18 protein-coding genes are annotated in these 19,890 nt (G+C 62.4%); 11 read left to right on the forward strand and 7 right to left on the reverse strand.

What is annotated here, in order from left to right; translation table 11 throughout:
- Positions 1-27 precede the first annotated feature (27 nt).
- The 4 genes from J2887_RS14425 to J2887_RS14440 all read right to left on the reverse strand — a co-directional run bounded on the left by J2887_RS14425 (position 28) and on the right by J2887_RS14440 (position 3,195).
- Entirely contained in the window at positions 28-633 is a 606-nt protein-coding gene (locus tag J2887_RS14425) for a Maf family protein (RefSeq protein WP_227171801.1), read from the reverse strand.
- A 9-nt stretch (positions 634-642) separates the two neighbouring features.
- Complete coding sequence (gene mreD / locus J2887_RS14430; RefSeq protein WP_227171802.1) at positions 643-1,119, reverse strand: rod shape-determining protein MreD; 477 nt, start codon at positions 1,117-1,119, stop codon at positions 643-645.
- The gene (gene mreC, locus J2887_RS14435) at positions 1,119-2,000 is read right to left on the reverse strand and encodes a rod shape-determining protein MreC (protein WP_227176137.1); all 882 of its coding nucleotides are present in this window, start codon (positions 1,998-2,000) and stop codon (positions 1,119-1,121) included. The genes mreD and mreC overlap by 1 nt, the downstream gene beginning before the upstream one ends.
- A gap of 154 nt (positions 2,001-2,154) precedes the next feature.
- Positions 2,155-3,195, reverse strand: a complete 1,041-nt coding sequence (locus J2887_RS14440; RefSeq protein WP_227176138.1) for a rod shape-determining protein — start codon at positions 3,193-3,195, stop codon at positions 2,155-2,157.
- Positions 3,196-3,459: 264 nt separating this feature from the next.
- Here J2887_RS14440 and gatC point away from each other — a divergent pair, with 264 nt between their 5' ends.
- The 3 genes from gatC to gatB are packed head-to-tail and all read left to right on the forward strand — an operon-like array spanning position 3,460 to position 6,712.
- Complete coding sequence (gene gatC / locus J2887_RS14445; protein ID WP_227171803.1) at positions 3,460-3,747, forward strand: Asp-tRNA(Asn)/Glu-tRNA(Gln) amidotransferase subunit GatC; 288 nt, start codon at positions 3,460-3,462, stop codon at positions 3,745-3,747.
- Between the two features lie 44 nt (positions 3,748-3,791).
- Positions 3,792-5,237: an Asp-tRNA(Asn)/Glu-tRNA(Gln) amidotransferase subunit GatA gene (gene gatA, locus J2887_RS14450; RefSeq protein ID WP_227171804.1), complete on the forward strand. Its 1,446-nt coding sequence runs from the start codon at positions 3,792-3,794 to the stop codon at positions 5,235-5,237.
- A gap of 26 nt (positions 5,238-5,263) precedes the next feature.
- Complete coding sequence (gene gatB / locus J2887_RS14455; RefSeq protein WP_227171805.1) at positions 5,264-6,712, forward strand: Asp-tRNA(Asn)/Glu-tRNA(Gln) amidotransferase subunit GatB; 1,449 nt, start codon at positions 5,264-5,266, stop codon at positions 6,710-6,712.
- A gap of 69 nt (positions 6,713-6,781) precedes the next feature.
- On the opposite strand, the gene J2887_RS14460 is transcribed toward gatB, so the two are convergent.
- On the reverse strand, positions 6,782-7,729 hold the full coding sequence (locus tag J2887_RS14460; protein ID WP_227171806.1) for a LysR family transcriptional regulator: 948 nt from the start codon (positions 7,727-7,729) through the stop codon (positions 6,782-6,784).
- 212 nt (positions 7,730-7,941) lie between these two features.
- On the opposite strand from J2887_RS14460, the gene J2887_RS14465 reads away from it, so the two are divergent.
- Genes J2887_RS14465 through J2887_RS14475 form a run of 3 tightly spaced genes read left to right on the forward strand, consistent with a single transcriptional unit; the run spans position 7,942 to position 11,863 of the window.
- On the forward strand, positions 7,942-9,357 hold the full coding sequence (locus J2887_RS14465) for an acetyl-CoA carboxylase biotin carboxylase subunit (protein WP_227171807.1): 1,416 nt from the start codon (positions 7,942-7,944) through the stop codon (positions 9,355-9,357).
- 19 nt (positions 9,358-9,376) lie between these two features.
- Entirely contained in the window at positions 9,377-11,182 is a 1,806-nt protein-coding gene (gene oadA / locus J2887_RS14470; protein ID WP_227171808.1) for a sodium-extruding oxaloacetate decarboxylase subunit alpha, read from the forward strand.
- A gap of 15 nt (positions 11,183-11,197) precedes the next feature.
- Positions 11,198-11,863, forward strand: coding sequence for a carbonic anhydrase (locus J2887_RS14475; protein ID WP_227171809.1), 666 nt, complete (start codon positions 11,198-11,200; stop codon positions 11,861-11,863).
- Positions 11,864-11,943: 80 nt separating this feature from the next.
- On the opposite strand, the gene rimO is transcribed toward J2887_RS14475, so the two are convergent.
- Positions 11,944-13,290, reverse strand: a complete 1,347-nt coding sequence (rimO, locus tag J2887_RS14480; protein ID WP_227171810.1) for a 30S ribosomal protein S12 methylthiotransferase RimO — start codon at positions 13,288-13,290, stop codon at positions 11,944-11,946.
- Between the two features lie 430 nt (positions 13,291-13,720).
- Between rimO and J2887_RS14485 the strand changes: the two genes are divergently transcribed.
- The 5 genes from J2887_RS14485 to J2887_RS14505 all read left to right on the forward strand — a co-directional run bounded on the left by J2887_RS14485 (position 13,721) and on the right by J2887_RS14505 (position 18,941).
- The gene (locus tag J2887_RS14485) at positions 13,721-14,119 is read left to right on the forward strand and encodes a PilZ domain-containing protein (RefSeq protein ID WP_227171811.1); all 399 of its coding nucleotides are present in this window, start codon (positions 13,721-13,723) and stop codon (positions 14,117-14,119) included.
- Positions 14,120-14,272: 153 nt separating this feature from the next.
- The gene (cysD, locus tag J2887_RS14490) at positions 14,273-15,181 is read left to right on the forward strand and encodes a sulfate adenylyltransferase subunit CysD (RefSeq protein ID WP_227171812.1); all 909 of its coding nucleotides are present in this window, start codon (positions 14,273-14,275) and stop codon (positions 15,179-15,181) included.
- Positions 15,182-15,192: 11 nt separating this feature from the next.
- Positions 15,193-16,851 (forward strand): sulfate adenylyltransferase subunit CysN, encoded by a 1,659-nt coding sequence (gene cysN / locus J2887_RS14495; RefSeq protein WP_227171813.1) that lies wholly within the window; start codon positions 15,193-15,195, stop codon positions 16,849-16,851.
- 107 nt (positions 16,852-16,958) lie between these two features.
- The gene (locus J2887_RS14500; RefSeq protein ID WP_227171814.1) at positions 16,959-17,972 is read left to right on the forward strand and encodes a nucleoid-associated protein; all 1,014 of its coding nucleotides are present in this window, start codon (positions 16,959-16,961) and stop codon (positions 17,970-17,972) included.
- Positions 17,973-18,149: 177 nt separating this feature from the next.
- Positions 18,150-18,941 carry an enoyl-CoA hydratase gene (locus J2887_RS14505; protein WP_227171815.1) on the forward strand — a complete coding sequence of 264 codons (792 nt, stop codon included), beginning with the start codon at positions 18,150-18,152 and terminating at the stop codon, positions 18,939-18,941.
- Here the strand turns inward: J2887_RS14505 and trmH are convergent.
- Complete coding sequence (trmH, locus tag J2887_RS14510; RefSeq protein WP_227171816.1) at positions 18,938-19,642, reverse strand: tRNA (guanosine(18)-2'-O)-methyltransferase TrmH; 705 nt, start codon at positions 19,640-19,642, stop codon at positions 18,938-18,940. The two genes, J2887_RS14505 and trmH, sit on opposite strands and share 4 nt — an antisense overlap.
- Positions 19,643-19,890: the final 248 nt, after the last annotated feature.

Raw genomic sequence — 19,890 nt, forward strand, 5'->3', positions numbered from 1 at the left:
CGCCCGCCGCACCGGCTGTTTTCGTTATTATGCGTCTCGCCCGCTGCCATTCCAGGCCTGCCAGACCGGTTGACCGGCCTCGGCCAGCAGCTCGGCGGTTTCCTTCAGCGGCAGGCCAACCACCGCGCTGTAGCTGCCCCGGATCTGGTCGACAAACACGCCGCCCAGACCCTGGATACCATAGCCTCCAGCCTTGTCCATGGGCTCACCGCTGGCGACGTAGGCTTCAATCTCCGCCTCCAGTAGCGGACGGAAAGCCACATCCGTCATCACCAGCCGGGACTGACAACGACCACCGTTTACCAGTGCCACCGCCGTCATCACCTGGTGGTGCTGGCCGGACAGGTCTCGAAGCATGGCACCGGCTTCGGCCGCGGACGCGGGCTTGCCAAGGATGCGGCCTGCCCGCACCACCGAGGTGTCCGACCCCAGCACCATCACGCCGTCGTGGCCATCGGCCCGCCAGCCGGCCAGGGCCTTCTCTTCGGCCATCCGCAGAACGTAATGATCCGGCTGTTCGCCAGGTTTGGGGGTTTCATCAATGTTGGCCGGGCTGACGGTGAAAGTCAGCCCCATCTGGGTCAACAGTTCGGCACGACGGGGAGAGGCCGAAGCAAGAACAAGTGACGGCACGGGAACTTCCTATCCCAGTTTTCGATTGAGTCCATCCAGCAGTACACACAGAGGAGGCCAGAGAATGGCGCTGGTCAGCGCCGGCCACAGGTAACTGAACCCGGCGTCTTCGGCTCCCAATGTCTGCTTGATGAAGTGCACCAGCATCTGATTGATGCCCAACAAGAGAAATACCATGACACATTGCTGCAGCATGGGGAACATACGCAGGCGCTGGTGGATGGTCAGCACCAGAAAAGCGACCAGCGCCATGGCCAGGGCATTCACCCCCAGCGGCGTCGCCTCCAGCACATCCAGCAGCAGCCCCAGAATCCACGCCAGCAGGATGCCGAACTGCGCCGGCGCCCGGAACGTCCAGTAGAACACCAGCAAACCAATCCATTCCGGCCGAAACTCAAACCATCCCAGCGGGAACAGTGAGATACTGAGCACCAGCCCCATCAGAATGCTGATACCAAACACCGGATAACTGATCACCGACAGCATCAGCCTTCCCCTCCTGCGGTGTCATTTCCAGCCGCTCCGGACGACGCATCCACTGGCGCAATGCCGGAAGCGGGCAGGTCCAGGTCCTGGCGCTCACTGAACACCACCAACACCATCTCACTGCGGCTGAGTTCGGCTTTGGGGCGGGCATCAATCTGCACGAACGGCTCGCCCGGGTCCTTGTGAATGCCACTGACTTCCGCTACCGGATAGCCCTTGGGGAAACGTCCGCCCAGACCCGAGCTCACCAACAGGTCGCCCTCCCGTACATCGGCAGTATCCGGCACATGCACCAGCTCCAGGGCATCGATATCGCCATTGCCCAGCAGGATCGCCCGCAGGCCATTGCGCACCACCTCCACCGGAACCGCGTGGCTACTATCAGAAATCAGCAGGACCCGCGAGGTAAAGCTGCTGGTCTGCACCACCTGCCCCATCAGGCCGTGGGCATCCAGAATGGCCTGGCCGGCGCTCAGGCCATCACGGCTGCCTTTGTTGATCACCACTTCATGGGAAAACGGGTCGGGGGAAACGCTGACAATCTCGGCCACCACCACCCGATCGTCCAGCAACTCAGAGGAGTTCATCAACTGCCGCAGCTCGTTGTTTTCTGCCGCCAGCGCAGCGTACTTCAGTGCCCGGCGCTCCAGGATCAGCAACCTGGCCTTGAGGGCATCGTTCTCTTCCAGCAGGTCTTCCCGGGTGGTCATCAGACCGGCCACCCAGTCCTGGAACTGGGAGGGGGCATTGCCCAACCAATAGACCGGCGCCAGACCGGTGGCGATGGTGCTGCGCACCTGCTCCACCCGCTCAAAACGGGCCTCGGCGACAAACAGACCAACCGACAGCAACACCACCAGCAGGAGGCGGAAGCCGGGAATCGGCCCTTCAACGAAGATGGTTTTAATGGATCGGCCCCCCGTGCGCCAGGCTACGAGGCCTTAACACACACAAACGACGACCGCCGCCGTGCCAGGGCACAAGCGGCGGTCGATGGAGCCAGTCAGCATGGCGGGGGCTGATCCAGTACACGAATCAGCCCTCCTGGGAGAACATTCCGATTCCGCTGCGATCAATCACTTCCAGGGCTTTACCGCCACCTCGGGCGACACAGGTAAGCGGGTCTTCCGCCACAATCACCGGCAGACCGGTTTCTTCACTGATCAGTTTGTCGAGGCCACGCAGCAGCGCGCCACCGCCGGTGAGAACGATACCGCGCTCGGCAATGTCCGAGGCCAGTTCGGGGGGCGACTGTTCCAGCGCGCTCTTCACGGTCTGGACGATCTGTGCCAGGGATTCCTGCAGGGCGTCGAGGATCTCTTCGCTGTTGAGGGTGAACGCGCGGGGCACACCTTCGGCGAGGTTGCGGCCGCGGACGTCGATCTCACGGATGTCCAGGCCCTCGTAGGCACAGCCAATCTCGTGCTTGATGCGTTCGGCGGTGGTGTCACCGATGAGGCTGCCATAGTTGCGGCGAACATAGGTAACGATGGCTTCGTCGAACTTGTCACCGCCAACCCGCACGGACTCGGCGTAGACAATGCCGTTCAGGGAGATGATGGCGATTTCTGTGGTACCGCCGCCAACGTCAACGATCATCGAACCGCTGGCTTCTTCCACCGGCAGCCCGGCACCGATGGCGGCCGCCATGGGTTCCTCAATCAGGAACACTTCCCGGGCACCCGCACCCAGTGCCGACTCACGGATGGCCTTGCGCTCCACCTGAGTGGACTTGCTGGGGACACACACCAGTACCCGCGGGCTCGGGGTGATAAAGCTGTTCTCGTGCACTTTGTGGATAAAGTGCTGCAGCATCTTCTCGGTGACTACGAAGTCGGCGATAACCCCATCTTTCATCGGACGAATCGCAGTGATGTTGCCGGGAGTACGCCCCAGCATCCGCTTGGCCTCGGTACCGACCGCCGCCACCATCTTCTGGGCGCCATTGATACGTATGGCAACCACAGAGGGCTCATCCAGGACTATGCCGCGATCCCGTACGTAAATCAGCGTGTTGGCGGTGCCCAGGTCGATGGACAGATCGCTGGAAAATAGACCTCGGATTTTTTTGATCAACATTCGTGTAATTTCAACCTGAGAAGTGCAGTCGCGGAAATGATGCGGCAACTTTAGCAGCGCCCCCCCACTCAGGCAAGGCACGATAAGGCCTGCGGCGCGGTGTGGACGCCAATCCACCCTCGCGCGTTACAGCGAATCTGTTAACATAGCCCCTTTGTTTTGGCGGGCGCGCGCAGGCCAGTCGCCGGACGGTCGCCGTTCCTGAAAAATGCGCCCAATCACCGGACCTTACAGACATTTCATGATACTGGGAGACACCTTGTGAGCATTTCCCGCGACGATATTGAGAAAGTCGCCCTGCTGGCCCGGATTCGGGTCAACGATCAGCAGGTCGCCGAACTGGAACAGGATCTCGGCAATATCCTTGACCTGGTGGATCAGCTTCAGGCCGCCGACACCAGCAATACCGCCCCCATGGCCCACCCGCTGGATGCGGTCCAGCGGCTGCGCGCTGACGAAGTGACCGAAACCAACCAGCGTGAGGCCTACCAGGCCATCGCTCCGGCAACCGAAGCCGGGCTTTACCTGGTGCCCAAGGTCATTGACTGAGCCCCGCTTGATCCCATCCCAGGAACCATCCGCAGGAATCCGCGATGCATAACAAATCCGTAGCCGAACTCTCCCGCGCTCTGGCGTCCGGCGAAGTCTCCAGCGTCGAGTTGACCCAACACTTCCTCGACCGCATCCAGCAGCAGGACAGCCAGTACAACAGCTTTATTACCGTTTGCGAAGAAAACGCCCTTGCCGATGCCCGTCAGGCCGACGAGCTGCGCAGCCAGGGCAAAGCCACACCCTGGACCGGGGTGCCCTTCGCCCACAAGGACATCTTCTGCACCAACGGCGTTCGCACCACCTGCGGCTCCAAGATGCTGGAGAACTTTGTGCCGCCCTACGATGCCACCGTCACCGCCAATTTCCGCCAGGCCGGCGCGGTGTGTCTGGGCAAAACCAATATGGACGAGTTCGCCATGGGCTCGTCGAACGAATCCAGCTACTTCGGTGCGGCCACCAACCCCTGGGGCAGCAATCGCGTCCCTGGCGGCTCCTCCGGCGGCTCCGCAGCCGCAGTAGCGGCCCGACTGACGCCGGCTGCCACCGCCACCGACACCGGCGGCTCGATCCGCCAACCGGCGGCCCTGTGCGGCATTACCGGGCTGAAACCGACCTACGGCCGGGTATCCCGCTACGGCATGATCGCCTTCGCCTCCAGCCTTGATCAGGGCGGCACCATGGCCCGCACTGCGGAAGACAACGCGCTGATGTTGAACGTCATGGCCGGCTTCGATGCCAAGGACTCCACCTCCATCGACCGGGAGGTGCCGGACTACACCGCCACCCTGAATGAGTCCCTGAAAGGCCTGAAAATCGGTCTGCCGAAAGAATACTTCAGCGACCAGCTCAGCCCGGCCATGGAACAGACCGTTCGCAACGCCATTGCCGAGTACGAGAAGCTGGGCGCCACCGTCAAGGAAGTGTCACTGCCCAATGCCAACCTGGCCATAGCGGCCTACTACGTGATCGCGCCGGCGGAAGCCTCCGCCAACCTGTCACGGTTCGACGGTGTGCGTTACGGCTACCGCTGCGACGATCCCAAAGACCTGATGGACCTGTACACCCGCACCCGGGAGGAAGGTTTTGGCGATGAAGTCAAACGCCGCATCATGGTGGGCACCTACGCCCTGTCGGCGGGCTATTTCGATGCCTACTACCTTAAGGCCCAGAAGGTTCGCCGCCTGATCCAGCAGGATTTCGTCAACGCCCTCAAAGAGGTGGACGTGCTGATGAGCCCGACCTGCCCGTCGCCGGCGTTCGTCAAGGGTGAAAAGACCAACGACCCGGTCCAGATGTACCTGGAAGACATTTTCACCATCGCCGTCAACCTCGCCGGTCTGCCCGCCCTGTCACTGCCGGCCGGGTTTGTCGATGGCCTGCCGGTGGGCCTGCAGGTCATTGGCGACTACTTTGCCGAAGCCCGGCTGCTGAACGCAGCCCACCAGTACCAGCAAGTGACCGACTGGCACCAGCGGACACCGGAATAAGCGGGCGAATCAGGAGACCAAGCACCATGCAATGGGATGTCGTAATCGGGCTGGAGATTCACGTTCAGCTCGCCACCAACAGCAAGATCTTTTCCGGCTCCAGCACCGCCTACGGTGCCGAGCCCAACACCCAGGCCAACGCCGTTGACCTGGCCATGCCGGGCACCCTGCCGGTGCCCAACGAAGGCGCGTTCCGCGACGCGGTGATGTTCGGCCTGGCAATTGACGCCGAGATTGGCCGTCGCTCGGTATTCGAGCGCAAAAACTATTTCTACCCGGACCTGCCGAAAGGCTACCAGACCACGCAACTGGAACAGCCAATTGTCGGCCCCGGCCATGTCGAAATCGACCTGCCGGACGGCAGCAGCAAGACCATCCGCATCCACCACGCCCACCTGGAAGAGGACGCCGGCAAGTCCCTGCACGAGGACTTCCACGGCATGTCCGGCATCGACCTCAACCGGGCCGGCACACCGCTGATCGAAGTGGTCACCGAACCGGACATGCGCAGTGCGGAGGAAGCGGTGGCCTTCGCCAAGAAGCTGCACAGCCTGGTCACCTCGCTGGGCATCTGCGATGGCGACATGTCCCAGGGATCGATGCGGTTCGACGTCAACATTTCCCTCAGGCCCAAGGGCCAGGAAGCGTTTGGCACCCGCACCGAAACCAAGAACCTGAACTCGTTCCGCTTTATGGAGCAAGCCATTGCCCACGAAGTTGAGCGGCAGATGGACATCCTGGAAGACGGCGGCGAGATCATCCAGGAGACCCGCCTCTACAACGGCGACCGGGACGAATCCCGTTCCATGCGGAGCAAGGAAGAAGCCAATGATTACCGCTACTTCCCCTGCCCGGATCTGCTGCCGGTGGAAATCGATGACAGCTTCATCGACGACTGCCGCAGCCGCCTGCCGGAACTGCCAGATGCTCGCAAGGCGCGCTTCAAAGAGCAGTATGGCCTGAACGACTACGACGCCGGCCTGCTCAGTGGCGACGCCCGCCTGGCGGCCTTCTTCGAAGAGGTTGCCGAGCATGGCAAAGACGCCAAACTGGCCGCCAACTGGACCCTGGGCGAATTCTCCGGACGACTGAACGCGGAAGACAAGGCCATCAATGACGCCCCCATCAGCGGCGCCCAGCTGGGCAACCTGATCGTGCGTATTGCGGATGACTCGGTCTCCTCCGCAGGCGCCAAGAAAGTGTTCGAGGCTCTGTGGAGCGGTGACGGTGACAACGTCGATGCCATCATCGAGGCCAAGGGCCTGAAACAGGTGTCCGACACCGGTGAACTGGAGAAGCTGGTGGACGGCGTACTGGCCGGCATGGCCGACCAGATCCAGCAGTACCGCGAAGCCGATGACAAGAAGCGCAAGAAGCTGATGGGCGGCTTTATGGGCCCGCTGATGAAAGCTTCCAAGGGCCAGGGTAACCCGAAACTGTTCACCGAGATTCTGAAAAAGAAACTCGAGGACTGATCGCCCCCTCTGCCTCCCTCTCCGCCTCATGCAGTGCTCCACAAGGGCCGCTGCATGAGGCGGTGCAGCTTACCCGCTACGGCGCAGGAACATCTGCTCGAACTGGCGAATGTTCTGCTGAATATATTCCAGGAACGCCCTCATGGCCGGCGTCGGGTGGCGCGCCTGGGGATACACCACGCACCAGCTGCGACGTAACGGAAACCCCGCCACCGGCACCGCCTGCAAACTCCCCAGCGCCAACTCCGACAACACGCTCAGTTTCGGCAACACCGCTACCCCCAGCCCGGCCATCACGCCATGCTTGAGGGCATCGTTGGAACCCAGCTCCATGCTGGGATCGACCCGCAACCGCTGTTGCTGGCAATGCAACTCCATCGCCAGGCGGCTGCCAGAGCCGGATTCCCGCACCAACAGCTGGCTGTCCAGGAACTCCTGCGGGCTCACCGAGGCCTGCCGTAACAGCGGGTGCCCCTCCGGTGCCACCGGCACCAGCTCGTTGTCGAGAAACGGCAGTGACGCCAGCGGCCGCTCTGAGGGCACCATGCCCATGATCACCAGGTCATCACGGTTCTCATTAAGTCGTTGCAGAGCGGCGGCACGATTGACCACCGTCACCGACACCGTCACTTCTGGATTCAGATTCAGGAACGCCCGCAACAGGTACGGCACCACGTACTGGGCACTGTTCACCGCTACCAGTTTCAGCTCGCCGGCCACCCGTCCCTGCAGCGCCGCCAGGCTGTTCTGCACCCGCTCCAGCTCTCCAAATACCGAGCTGACACAGGCCGCCATCTCCTCCCCTGCCGCGGTGCAGTAAAGCCGCCGCCCGACATACTCGAACAGTGGCATCCCCAGCGCCTGTTCCAGATGCCGCACCTGGCTGCTCACCGCCGGCTGGGTCAGCCCCAGCAGTTCGCCGGCGCGGCTGTAGCTTTCCAGCTCGTAGACCGCCTTGAACACCTGCAGCTGGCGAAAGGTCAGGCGGCTGGCGAGTTTCTGGATACTGAGGGGCATGATCGGCCTCCGGGGCTGGGTTCAACACACGACGGACTGAAAGCGTCAAATAAGGGCAAAGCCTCCATCCATAAGGAATTACTTATATATAAGCAAAATAATATCAATTTCTCGTTAGGGATCTACCCCGCTACTCTCTCTGCAACCTTACCTGGCGACCTTCATTGGGGATGAATAAACGAGGAACCTCCCATGCTGAAGAGGAATTTCCCATGTTAAAGAAAGTCTTGATTGCCAACCGGGGCGAGATTGCCGTCCGCATCGTGCGGGCCTGTGCCGAAATGGGCATTCGCTCGGTGGCCATCTACACCGAGCCGGACCGCTACGGCCTTCACGTCAAACGCGCAGACGAATCCTATTCCCTTGGCGAAGACCCATTGGCCGGCTACCTGGACCCGGCGCGCATCGTCAACCTGGCAGTGGAGACCGGTTGCGACGCCATCCACCCGGGTTACGGCTTCCTGTCCGAGAACGCCGAGTTCGCCCGGCTGTGCGAGCAGAAGGGCGTCACCTTCATCGGCCCCAAGTCCAGCGTGATTCACAAGATGGGGGACAAGACCCAGGCCCGGGACAGCATGCGGGCTGCCGGCGTCCCTATCACTCCTGGCTCCGAAGGCAACCTGGACAGCCTGGAAGACGCTCTCGCCCTGGCCAACGACATCGGCTACCCGGTGATGGTCAAGGCCACCTCCGGCGGTGGCGGGCGCGGCATCCGTCGCTGCGACACTCCCGACGAACTGAAAGCCCAGTACCCCCGGGTCATTTCCGAGGCCACCAAGGCGTTCGGCTCGGCCGAAGTGTTCATGGAAAAGTGCATCGTCAATCCCCGCCACATTGAGGTCCAGGTGCTGGCCGACAGCCAGGGCGAAGCGGTTCACCTGTTTGAGCGCGACTGCTCAATCCAGCGTCGCAACCAGAAGCTGATCGAGATTGCACCCAGCCCACAACTGACGCCGGAGCAACGCCAGTACATCGGCGGCCTGGCGGTCAAGGCCGCCAAGGCGGTGGGCTACGAGAACGCCGGCACCGTGGAGTTCCTGCTGACCGGCAACGAAGTCTATTTCATGGAAATGAACACCCGGGTGCAGGTGGAGCACACCATCACCGAGGCGATCACCGGCGTCGACGTGGTCCGCGAACAGCTCCGCATCGCCTCCGGTCTGCCGCTGAGCTATCGCCAGGAGGATATCCAGTTCCGCGGCTACGCCCTGCAGTTCCGCATCAACGCCGAGGACCCAAAGAACGACTTTCTGCCCAGCTTCGGTCGGATCACCCACTACTACGCCCCGGGCGGCCCCGGTGTGCGGGTCGACACCGCCATCTACACCGGCTATGAGATTCCGCCCTATTACGATTCCATGTGCCTGAAGCTGGTGGTCTGGGCGCTGACCTGGGAAGAAGTGATCGCCCGCGGCAAACGGGCCCTCGATGACATGCGCCTGCACGGCATCAAGACCACGGCCACCTACTACCAGCAGATCCTTGACCACGAGGATTTCCGCAGCGGCACCTTCGACACCAGCTTCGTGCCCAGCCACCCGGAACTGCTGAACTATTCAACCAAGCGCGACCCGGCCGAAATTGCGCTGACCATTGCTGCCACCATCGCCGCCCACGCCGGCTGGTAACTCGCAGGAGGAACGAGAAATGAGCAACGCCAAAAAGATTGAAGTCACTGACGTCATCCTGCGGGACGCCCATCAATCGCTGATCGCCACCCGCATGCGCACCGAGGACATGCTGCCGATCTGCGACAAGCTCGATCAGGTCGGCTACTGGTCGCTGGAAGTCTGGGGCGGCGCCACCTTTGACGCCTGTGTCCGTTTTCTGAAGGAAGATCCGTGGGAGCGACTGCGTCAGCTCCGCAAGGCACTGCCCAACACCCGCCTGCAGATGCTGCTGCGAGGCCAAAACCTGCTGGGCTACCGCCACTACGCTGACGACGTGGTCGAGGCGTTCGTGCAGAAGGCCGCCGACAACGGCATCGACGTCTTCCGGGTATTCGACGCCCTCAACGACCTGCGCAATATCGAGACCGCCATGAAGGCGGTGAAGAAGGCCGGCAAGCACGCTCAGGGCACCATCTGCTACACCACCAGCCCGGTCCACACCCCGGCGCTGTTCGTCCAGCAGGCCAAGGACATGCAGGCCATGGGCGCGGATTCCATTGCCATCAAGGACATGGCCGGCCTGCTGACCCCTTACGCCACCTACGAGCTGGTCAGGGCCATCAAGGCGGAAGTGGACCTGCCCCTGGTGGTCCACAGCCATTCCACCTCCGGCCTGGCGCCGCTGTGCCAGCTCAAGGCCGTTGAGGCCGGGGCCGATCGCATCGACACCGCGATCTCCTCCTTTGCCAGTGGCACCAGCCACCCGGCCACCGAGTCACAGGTCGCGGCGCTGAAAGGCACCGACTACGACACCGGCCTGGACCTGGAGCTGCTGAGCGAAATTGCCGACTACTTCCGCGAGGTGCGCAAGAAGTACCACCAGTTCGAAAGCGAGTTCACCCGCGAGGACGTGTCGGTGCAGATCAACCAGGTACCCGGCGGCATGATGTCCAACCTGGCCAACCAGCTCAAGGAACAGAACGCCCTCGACAAGATCCGCGACGTTTTCGATGAGATTCCACGGGTGCGCGAGGACCTCGGTTTCCCGCCCCTGGTGACCCCGACCTCGCAGATTGTCGGCACCCAGGCGGTGTACAACGTCCTCGCCGGCCAGCGCTACAAGACCATCACCAACGAGGTGAAACGCTACCTGCAAGGGGGCTACGGCCAACCGCCGGCTGCGGTCAACGCCAACATCCAGAAGAAAGCCATCGGCAACGAGTCGGTCAATGAGGGTCGCCCGGCCGACCTGCTCAGCCCGGAGCTGAACAAATTGCGAGAAGACATTGGTAGCCTGGCGAGCAGCGAGGAAGATGTGCTTACCTATGCCATGTTCCCGGACCTTGGCCGCGAATTCCTGCAGCAGCGCGCCGACGGCACCCTGCAACCGGAGGAACTGCTGCCACCGGAGCAGCAGGGCAAGGATCGCATGGGTACAGCGATAGCCACCGAGTTCCGTATCGACGTCCACGGCGAGACTTACGAAGTGGCGGTCACCGGTGTCGGCGATTCCGGGGCGGGCAAGCGCAAGCTGTACCTGTCGCTTGACGGCATGCCGGAAGAAGTGGTGTTCGAATCCCTCAACGAGTATGTCGCCGAAGGCGCCAGCGGCCGCAAACGGGCCAGCGAGCCGGGCCACGTCACCACCGCCATGCCCGGCAACGTGGTGGACGTACTGGTGAGCGAGGGCGACACCGTTTCCGCCGGCCAGGCGGTACTGATCACCGAAGCCATGAAAATGGAAACTGAAGTGAACAGCAGCGTCGATGGCACCGTCAAAGCGGTGTACGTGAGCAAGGGCGACCGGGTCACCCCCGGCGAAGTACTGATTGAGATTGGCTGACAGAAGGAGTCATCAATGGACCATATTGTTCGCGGCGTACTGGACTTCCGCAAGAACGTCTACCCCGAACGCAAGGACCTGTTTGGCGCCCTCGCGGGCGGACAGAATCCGGAAGTGCTGTTCTTTACCTGTTCGGACTCGCGCATCGACCCCAACCTGCTGACGGGGTCCAGCCCGGGTGACCTGTTCATCTGTCGCAACGCCGGCAACATCATCCCGCCCCACAGCAACGAGACCGGGGGCATGACCGCCTCTATCGAGTACGCGGTGGCGGTGCTGAAGGTGCGCCATATCATTGTCTGCGGCCACACCGACTGCGGCGCCATCAAGGGCGCCCTGGACGTGCCGGCCCTCAAGGGGCTGCCCCACGTCAAGGAGTGGCTGGGCCACTGCCGCTCGGCGATGGAGATTGTGCGGGAACGTCACAGCATCCCCACCGACGCCTGTCTGGACAGCGCCTACCTCAACGAGGCAATCGAGGAAAACGTGCTGCAACAGGTTCAGCATCTGCGCACTCACCCTGCGGTGGCTGCCAAGCTGGCCACCCAGAAGATCCAGATCCACGGCTGGGTGTACGACATTGAGTCCGGCGAAATCCGTTGCTGCGGCCAGGACAGCCTGGAATTCCGGGCGTTCGACGACTTCTATTCGGACGTGATTGACAGGGTCAAGGAAGACTAAAAAAGCACGCCAGGCCAGGAGGCAGCTTACCCCTGGCCTGGCGTTCTCAATGTTGAGTCAGCGCCAGGCTTGAGGTGGCGTCAGTCCGCCAGCGTGGCCCAGAGGTCGTGCTCGTCGGCGTGCTCAACTACCGCCTGCACCACCTGCCCCGGCTGCAGCGCGGTTTCGCCATTGAGGTAGACCATGCCGTCGATCTCCGGCGCATCGGCCTTGGAACGGCCAATCGCCCCTTCCTCGTCCACCTCGTCAATCAGCACATCGATGGTGGTACCGATACGGGCCTGAAGCCGGGCTGCGGAGATTTCCGCCTGCTTGGCCATGAACCGCGCCAGACGTTCCTCTTTCACCTCTTCCGGCACCGCACCGTCCAGTTCGTTGGCCGGCGCGCCGTCCACCGGGCTGTACTTGAACGCACCGACCCGATCGAGCTGGGCCTCATCCAGCCAGTCCAGCAGGTACTGGAAGTCCTCCTCGGTCTCCCCCGGGAATCCGACGATAAAGGTGGAGCGGATGGTCAGCTCCGGGCAGATCTCCCGCCACTTGCGAATCCGCTCCAGCGTCTTGCTGTCGTGAGCCGGCCGCTTCATCGCCTTGAGTACCCGCGGGCTGGCGTGCTGGAAGGGGATGTCCAGATACGGCAGGATCTTGCCCTCGGCCATCAGCGGAATGACGTCGTCCACGTGGGGATAGGGGTAGACGTAGTGCAGCCGCACCCAGACCCCCAGCTCGCCCAACGCCTCGCACAGCGCCAGCATCCGTGTCTTCAGCGGTCGCCCCTGCCAGAAGCCGGTGCGGTACTTGATGTCGACGCCGTAAGCGCTGGTGTCCTGGGAAATCACCAGCAACTCTTTCACACCGGCATCCACCAGCCGCTTGGCCTCGTCCATCACATCGCCGATTGGCCGGCTGACCAGGTCACCGCGCATGGAGGGAATGATGCAGAAGGTGCAGCGATGATTGCAGCCTTCAGAAATCTTCAGATAGGCGTAGTGCCGAGGTGTCAGTTTTACCCCCTGGGGCGGCACCAGGTCGACAAACGGATCGTGCTCCTTCTTCGGCGGCACGTACTGGTGTACCGCACCGACCACTTCCTCATAGGCGTGGGGGCCGGACACCGCCAGCACGCCCGGATGGGAATCACGAATGCGATCCTCCTCCACCCCCATGCAACCGGTTACGATCACCTTGCCGTTCTCACTGATGGCTTCGCCAATGGCGTCCAGGGATTCCTGCTTGGCTGCGTCAATGAAGCCGCAGGTGTTAACCACCACCACGTCGGCATCCTCGTAGGTGGGCACCACGTCATAGCCATCCTGCCGCAGCTGGGTCAGGATGCGCTCGGAATCCACCAGCGCCTTGGGACAACCCAGGCTGATAAAGCCGACTTTGCCGTTACCGGCCTCGGGGGTTTCGGTTTTTTGTGTCATATCTCATCAGGGTATCGTCGTTGGAATTACGACGGAGTTTACCGCAGCGGTGAGACACATCCCAAAGAAACTGACCCAGGTCAGTTCCAGTGCTTGCCGGCCATGCCGCGAAACAATACACTTCAGTAAGTTACCGAGGGAGCCTCTGATTAACTCCGGATCACCTCTGGCCTTCAGAGCGGTTCACACTCAAGGAGCGGCTTTGCAGGAAGGCTGGTTGCCTTTCAAAAAGGCGCAACGCCGAGTGTGGATCGCTCTGAAGGCCCCGAAGGGCGCGCTCTGAGGGCTGCATCTGCGGTGTTGCGGCCCTTGCCAAGGGCTACGGCCATTGGCTGCGAACCGCGCCTTGCAGCTACAGCCCTCAGTTCGCGCAGAGGTGATTCGGAGTTAATCAGAGGCTCCCGAGACCACGCAGTCACCAGGAACCGTCATGAAAACCGCTTCCGCACGACCCAACCTCCGTCACAATCAACGCGCCGATGTGGATATGGAGGTTCAGGTGTGTACGACAAGCGGCGACCAGTGCAGCTGCGCCACCGCCAACCTGTCCCGATCCGGCCTGCTGCTGAAGTGCGACATGGCCACCGTCAGCCAGTTGCTCCCCCACCAGCGCCCCCCGGTGCCCGGCGAATGGATTGAAGTCACCACCCGCTTCTCGGTACCGGTAGTCGCCAGCCAGAAGGTAGCGGTGGAAGCCCAGGGCCACATTGTTCACCTGCGTCGGGTGTCCCGCGACGAATTCCACCTGGGTATCCAGTTCAAGGCCATCGAGAACAACGGTTACGACTACGTCGACCGCTACGTCAGCAGGCTGCTGGGTAGCCACTGATCCCGCCCTTCAAGGCCGGCAGCTTATTCACCCGCCCCCTAAGCCGGCATATTCTTATGCCAGTAAACTCTAGTTGCTCGCCTTCTTATGCCTCAGCCCAGTCTGATATAGTTGCGGCATTCACACGCCCACGGCAATCGGTACACGCTCACCATGACCAGTTATAACCTGACCCACCTCAAACAGCTGGAAGCGGAAAGCATCCATATCATCCGCGAAGTCGCCGCCGAGTTTGACAACCCCGTCATGCTCTACTCCATCGGCAAGGACTCCGCGGTCATGCTGCACCTGGCCCGCAAGGCCTTTTACCCGGGCACGCCGCCCTTCCCGCTCATGCACGTGGACACCACCTGGAAGTTCAGGGACATGATCGAGTTCCGCGACAAGCAGGTGAGCAAGTACGGTCTCGATCTGATCGTCCACATCAATGAGGACGGGGTTAAGCAGGGCATCGGTCCCTTCACCCACGGCAGTGCCAAGCACACCGACGTGATGAAGACCCAGTCCCTCAAGCAGGCCCTGGACAAGTACAAGTTCGACGCCGCCTTCGGTGGCGCCCGCCGGGACGAGGAGAAATCCCGCGCCAAGGAGCGGGTGTACTCCTTTCGCGATGAATACCATCGCTGGGACCCGAAGAACCAGCGCCCGGAGCTCTGGAACATCTACAACGGCAAGGTCAACAAGGGCGAGAGCATCCGCGTGTTTCCGCTGTCCAACTGGACCGAGCTGGACATCTGGCAGTACATCTACCTGGAAAACATCGACATTGTGCCGCTCTACTACGCCGCGGAACGGCCGGTGGTGGAGCGCGACGGCACCCTGATCATGGTGGACGACGACCGCATGCCCCTGAAGGAAGGCGAAACCCCGATGATGAAATCGGTTCGCTTCCGCACCCTGGGCTGCTACCCGCTCACCGGCGCCATCGAGTCCGAAGCCAAGACGCTGCCGGACATCATCCAGGAAATGCTGCTGGCCACCAGTTCCGAGCGCCAGGGCCGGGTCATCGACCATGACTCCGCCGGCTCAATGGAACAGAAAAAGCGTGAAGGTTATTTCTAAGGAACCCGGATATGTCACATCAATCAGACCTAATCGCTGAAGACATTCAGGCCTACCTGAAACAGCACGAAAACAAGGAACTGCTGCGGCTGCTGACCTGCGGCAGCGTGGATGACGGCAAGAGCACCCTGATCGGCCGGCTGCTCCACGACACCAAGATGATCTACGAAGATCACATGGCCAGCCTCAAGAGCGACAGCGCCAAGATGGGCACCACCGGCGAGAAGCTGGACCTGGCGCTGCTGGTGGACGGCCTCCAGGCGGAGCGGGAACAGGGCATCACCATCGACGTCGCCTACCGCTACTTCTCCACCGACAAGCGCAAGTTCATCATCGCCGACACCCCGGGGCATGAGCAGTACACCCGCAACATGGCCACCGGCGCCTCGACGGCACAGCTGGCGATCCTGATGATCGACGCCCGCCACGGCGTCATGACCCAGACCCGCCGCCACTCCTACATCGCGTCGCTGCTGGGCATTCGCCATATCGTGGTGGCCATCAACAAGATGGACCTGGTGGATTTCAGCGAACAGCGTTTCGAGGAAATCAAAAAGGACTATCTGGCGTTCGCCAACCAGCTCGGCCTGCAGGACATCCGCTTCGTGCCGCTCTCGGCCCTGGAAGGCGACAACGTGGTCAACCGCAGCGAGAACACGCCCTGGTTTACCGGGCAGCCGCTGATGGAAATTCTGGAAACCGTCGAAGTTGCCCGCGACAAGAACCTGGAGCACTTCCGCTTCCCGGTCCAGTACGTCAACCGGCCAAACCTCGACTTCCGCGGCTTCTGTGGCACCATCGCCTCCGGTGTGATCCGCCCGGGCGATACCGTGATGGCACTGCCGTCCCGACGCACCTCCACGGTCAAGGAGGTGGTGACGTTCGAGGGCAGCCAGGACGAAGCCTACATCGACCAGGCGGTGACCCTGACGCTGAACGACGAGATCGACGTCAGCCGCGGCGACATGCTGGTGAAACCGGACGACGAGCCGGAAGTGGGCAACCGCTTCAACGCCAACATTGTCTGGATGACCGACGCCCCGCTGGAAACCGGCCGGCTGTACGACATCAAGCTGGGGCCGACCTTCACCTCCGGCACGGTCAAGCAGATTCATCACCAGACCGACGTCAACACCCTCGAGCAGCAGGCCAACCCGAGCCAGCTCCAGCTCAATGAGATCGGCCTGTGCGAACTGACCCTGAGCCAGCCGGTGGCCTTTGACACCTACCAGCGCAACCACGCCAGCGGCAGTTTCATCGTCATCGACCGGCTGACCAACGTCACCATCGGCGCCGGCATGATCGCCGGACTCGCCGAGGACAGCGATCTGCTCACCCCGGTCTCTGCCGAGGAGCGTGCCCGCCGTCTGGCCCAGCAGCCGGTCATCATTGGCTGCAACGGCAAGCAGGCCCCGGCGCTGGCGATGGCTCTGGAGCGGGCACTGTTCGATCAGGGCAAGACCGCGGTGGTGGTCTCCGAAGAGAACGCCGGCGATGCCGATGAGCGCCGACGGGTCGCCCAGCTGCTGACGGCCCACGGCCTGATTGCGCTGGCGGTGAATCTGGGCTCGGACGTTGCATCCGCCTCCCTGGCCGTCGACAATGAGCAGGACATCGCGGCAGCGGTCTCCAGCCTGGTTCAGGAGCTGGTGCGGGATCAGCGCATCTGACCCCAGCGCCCGGACCACGGCCAGCAGCCGACCGTTCGACACCGCAGAAAGCCCCGCAGGCCATGAGCCCCGGGGCTTTCTCCGTTTCATGAGTGAGAGAATCCAGCATGGCCATCAAGCAACTACGCACCCTGTTCGCCAGCCAATACCAGCCCGGCCAGCCGGCGCATGTCCGGCCCGGACCAGCACTGCAGGAACCCGGCGGCGACTACGAAGCCCTCCACAAGCAGATGAAACGGCTGTTTAACAGCAAGCCCGGCAAGAAGTACGGCCGCTTCTCGGAAGATCTGGGGGAGTGCCCCTTCAGCGCCTGGCTGAAGGACTACCAGGAAGAGAAGCAGACCTTCGCCGCCCTCACCGATCGCCTGTTCGGCCAGTGGCAGGAGCTGCTGAACGGCTGCCAGGAAGAATTCGACGGCCATCTGATGATCGTCCATGAGGCCCTGGCGGATGCCGAGGTGATCTACCTGCTGATTGTCGAGAATGACAGCGCCATGCGCTTTGACAGCCAGCAGGCCCTGGACGCCACCGATGTCCTGAGCCTGTCGCGCCTCAACCTGGCGGTCCGTATCGAGCTGGACGACTGGCTCGGCGATAACGCCGGCGACAACTACCTCACTCTGGTGCATGGCCGTGGCACGGGCGAACCCGGCGAGCTGTTCATCAAGCTGTGCGGCTTTACCAACCAGGTGGATGTGGAAAAGGAAACCCTGACCTTTCTCGATGCGGTCGAGGCGTTCGCCAAGACCAGCGCACCGGAGGAAGCCGGGGCGGTGCGCAATCGCGCCTACGAGTTCTGCAAGGAGCAGCACGCCCTGGGCGAGCCGGTGGAAATCGAAGCGCTGTCCGGTTACCTGGATGAGAACCAGCCCGAACGTTTCAAGGAGTTCGCCGCCCAGACCGCCGAGTTGCCCGAAAGCGGCGTCCTCCACCCCGACCACCGCAAGGTCAAGAAACTGGTCCGGATCGCCGGCTCCGGCGGAGGCATGAGCGTCTCGTTCTCCTCCGACCTGGTCAACCAGGCGATCTACTACGACCGCGACAGCGATGCCCTCACCATCACCCGCCTGCCCAAGGCGCTACGGGAACAGCTGCAACGGTATCTGGAAGAGCGGGAGTAGTCTTCCCGCCACACTCTCCAGAGCTGCTTCCCGACAACTTGCTTCGCCTCCTACTTTTGTCGTTTCGACAGTCTCACAGCGGTCACCGATACTGTCCGGGGCCGCTCTGTGGCGGTCGCAGACAACAAGAACACCCCAAAGCGCGTCGGGCCGACGCCAGGGGCAACAGGAGGCTCCATGACTGACCAGGCAACCCCATTGATCACCCTCGAACGGGACGAGGGCGTAACCACGCTTACCCTCAACCAGCCGGAACGCCGCAACAGCCTGTCGATGGCGATGCTGGAAGCACTGTCGGAACAGCTTGAACAGGTGGCCGCGGACAACGCCACCCGGGTGGTGATCCTGGCCGCGAGCGGGCCGGTGTTCTGCGCCGGCCACGACCTGCGGGAAATCCGCGGGCAGCTCGACCATCACGCCGCCCAGTTGGCGCTGTTCCAGCTGTGCAGCAAGGTGATGCAGCAGATCGTGCACTTGCCCAAACCGGTGATTGCCCGGGTCGCCGGCGTCGCGACCGCCGCCGGCTGCCAACTGGTGGCCTCCTGTGACCTGGCGGTCGCCGCAGACAGCGCCCGTTTTGCCACCCCCGGAGTCAACATCGGCCTGTTCTGCTCCACCCCCATGGTGGCACTGTCGCGCAATGTCTCCCGCAAACACGCGATGGAAATGCTGCTGACCGGCGAGCTGATCAGCGCGCCCCGGGCCGAACAGATCGGTCTGGTCAACCGGGTGGTGGACGAGCAGGTGCTGGAGCAGGCCACCACGCAGCTGGCACAGACCATTGCCGGCAAATCCAGCCACACCCTGACCATTGGCAAGGCGGCGTTTTACCGCCAGCTTGAACTGCCGCTGGCGGACGCCTACGACTACACCGCCAAGGTGATGGCGGACAACCTCCAGGCGGAGGATGCGCGGGAGGGAATCTGCGCGTTTCTGGACAAACGCGCACCGAGCTGGTCAGACCGTTAGGGAGCCAGGTGGGGGTGTCGCTGACGGCGCACCCCTTCCATCCAGCCAACGCCATCGATCAGCTCTCCGGTCTCGGGATCAAACGGCGGGTATGGCAGGTTGCGGTCATCGCAATAGCGCTTCACCGTCGGCTGGCACCAGCTGAAAAGCAGCCGCAGGTAGTCTTCCTCGGGCAGCCGGCGCCGGTCGAACAGCCCTGCGGCTTTGCGCTGACGCTGGGCTTCCGCCAGGATGATGGCGCAGGCCGCTGACACATTCAGCGACTCCACCATCCCCATCATCGGGATCACGATGTGCTCGTCCGCCTGCTCAGCGGCGCCGGCACTGACACCATCCACCTCGTTCCCCATGATCACCGCACAGGGCACGGTGTAATCCACCTCCCGGTAGTCCAGCGCCCGCTCCGACAGCTGCGCCGCATAGAGCTTCTTGCCCTGACCACGGAAGTGATCCACGGCGTCCGCCATGGTGGCGTGGGTTTGGGTGCTGACCCAGTTGAAGCTGCCGCCGGCGGTCTTGCGAAATGCCCGGTAGCCCTCGGAAGGCCACACCGCGTGCATGCTGGCCAGCCCGAAGGCGTCGCAGGAACGAATGATCGCCGAGAGGTTCCGGGGCTTGTGGACCTGATCCGTCAACACCGTGATATCGGGCTGGCGGGTATCCAGAATCTGCTTGATGCGGGCAAGGCGTTCCGGGGTCATGGCGGTGTCTCGATGTCTGTAACGGCTGGAGGATCTGATACGGATAAAAAGCAGCGCCGAATGGTACCACAACCGGCAATCGGGGTTTGCCGCAAGTCGCCAGCGCAAATGCTGGTTGCGCTTTGAACAGGGCGGTATAATGGCCAGTTCGATTCTGATCCCGGACTAGACACCCGCGCGCGCCACCTCCCGCAGAGGAACTTTTGGCGCCCCGGGCGATCTGTGAACGGGGCGATCGCCCCCGGCTT

This window comes from Marinobacter sp. CA1, from assembly GCF_020546665.1.
Taxonomy (GTDB): Bacteria; Pseudomonadota; Gammaproteobacteria; order Pseudomonadales; family Oleiphilaceae; genus Marinobacter; species Marinobacter xestospongiae.

What these genes read in the sequence shown, in the direction of transcription:
- mreD (WP_227171802.1), bottom strand. Translation starts at nt 1,119, where the DNA reads ATGCTGTCGGTGATCAGTTATCCGGTGTTTGGTATCAGCATTCTGATG.
- gatA (WP_227171804.1), top strand. Translation starts at nt 3,792, where the DNA reads ATGCATAACAAATCCGTAGCCGAACTCTCCCGCGCTCTGGCGTCCGGC.
- gatB (WP_227171805.1), top strand. Translation starts at nt 5,264, where the DNA reads ATGCAATGGGATGTCGTAATCGGGCTGGAGATTCACGTTCAGCTCGCC.
- J2887_RS14460 (WP_227171806.1), bottom strand. Translation starts at nt 7,729, where the DNA reads ATGCCCCTCAGTATCCAGAAACTCGCCAGCCGCCTGACCTTTCGCCAG.
- J2887_RS14465 (WP_227171807.1), top strand. Translation starts at nt 7,942, where the DNA reads ATGTTAAAGAAAGTCTTGATTGCCAACCGGGGCGAGATTGCCGTCCGC.
- oadA (WP_227171808.1), top strand. Translation starts at nt 9,377, where the DNA reads ATGAGCAACGCCAAAAAGATTGAAGTCACTGACGTCATCCTGCGGGAC.
- J2887_RS14475 (WP_227171809.1), top strand. Translation starts at nt 11,198, where the DNA reads ATGGACCATATTGTTCGCGGCGTACTGGACTTCCGCAAGAACGTCTAC.
- rimO (WP_227171810.1), bottom strand. Translation starts at nt 13,290, where the DNA reads ATGACACAAAAAACCGAAACCCCCGAGGCCGGTAACGGCAAAGTCGGC.
- J2887_RS14485 (WP_227171811.1), top strand. Translation starts at nt 13,721, where the DNA reads ATGAAAACCGCTTCCGCACGACCCAACCTCCGTCACAATCAACGCGCC.
- cysD (WP_227171812.1), top strand. Translation starts at nt 14,273, where the DNA reads ATGACCAGTTATAACCTGACCCACCTCAAACAGCTGGAAGCGGAAAGC.
- cysN (WP_227171813.1), top strand. Translation starts at nt 15,193, where the DNA reads ATGTCACATCAATCAGACCTAATCGCTGAAGACATTCAGGCCTACCTG.
- J2887_RS14500 (WP_227171814.1), top strand. Translation starts at nt 16,959, where the DNA reads ATGGCCATCAAGCAACTACGCACCCTGTTCGCCAGCCAATACCAGCCC.
- J2887_RS14505 (WP_227171815.1), top strand. Translation starts at nt 18,150, where the DNA reads ATGACTGACCAGGCAACCCCATTGATCACCCTCGAACGGGACGAGGGC.
- trmH (WP_227171816.1), bottom strand. Translation starts at nt 19,642, where the DNA reads ATGACCCCGGAACGCCTTGCCCGCATCAAGCAGATTCTGGATACCCGC.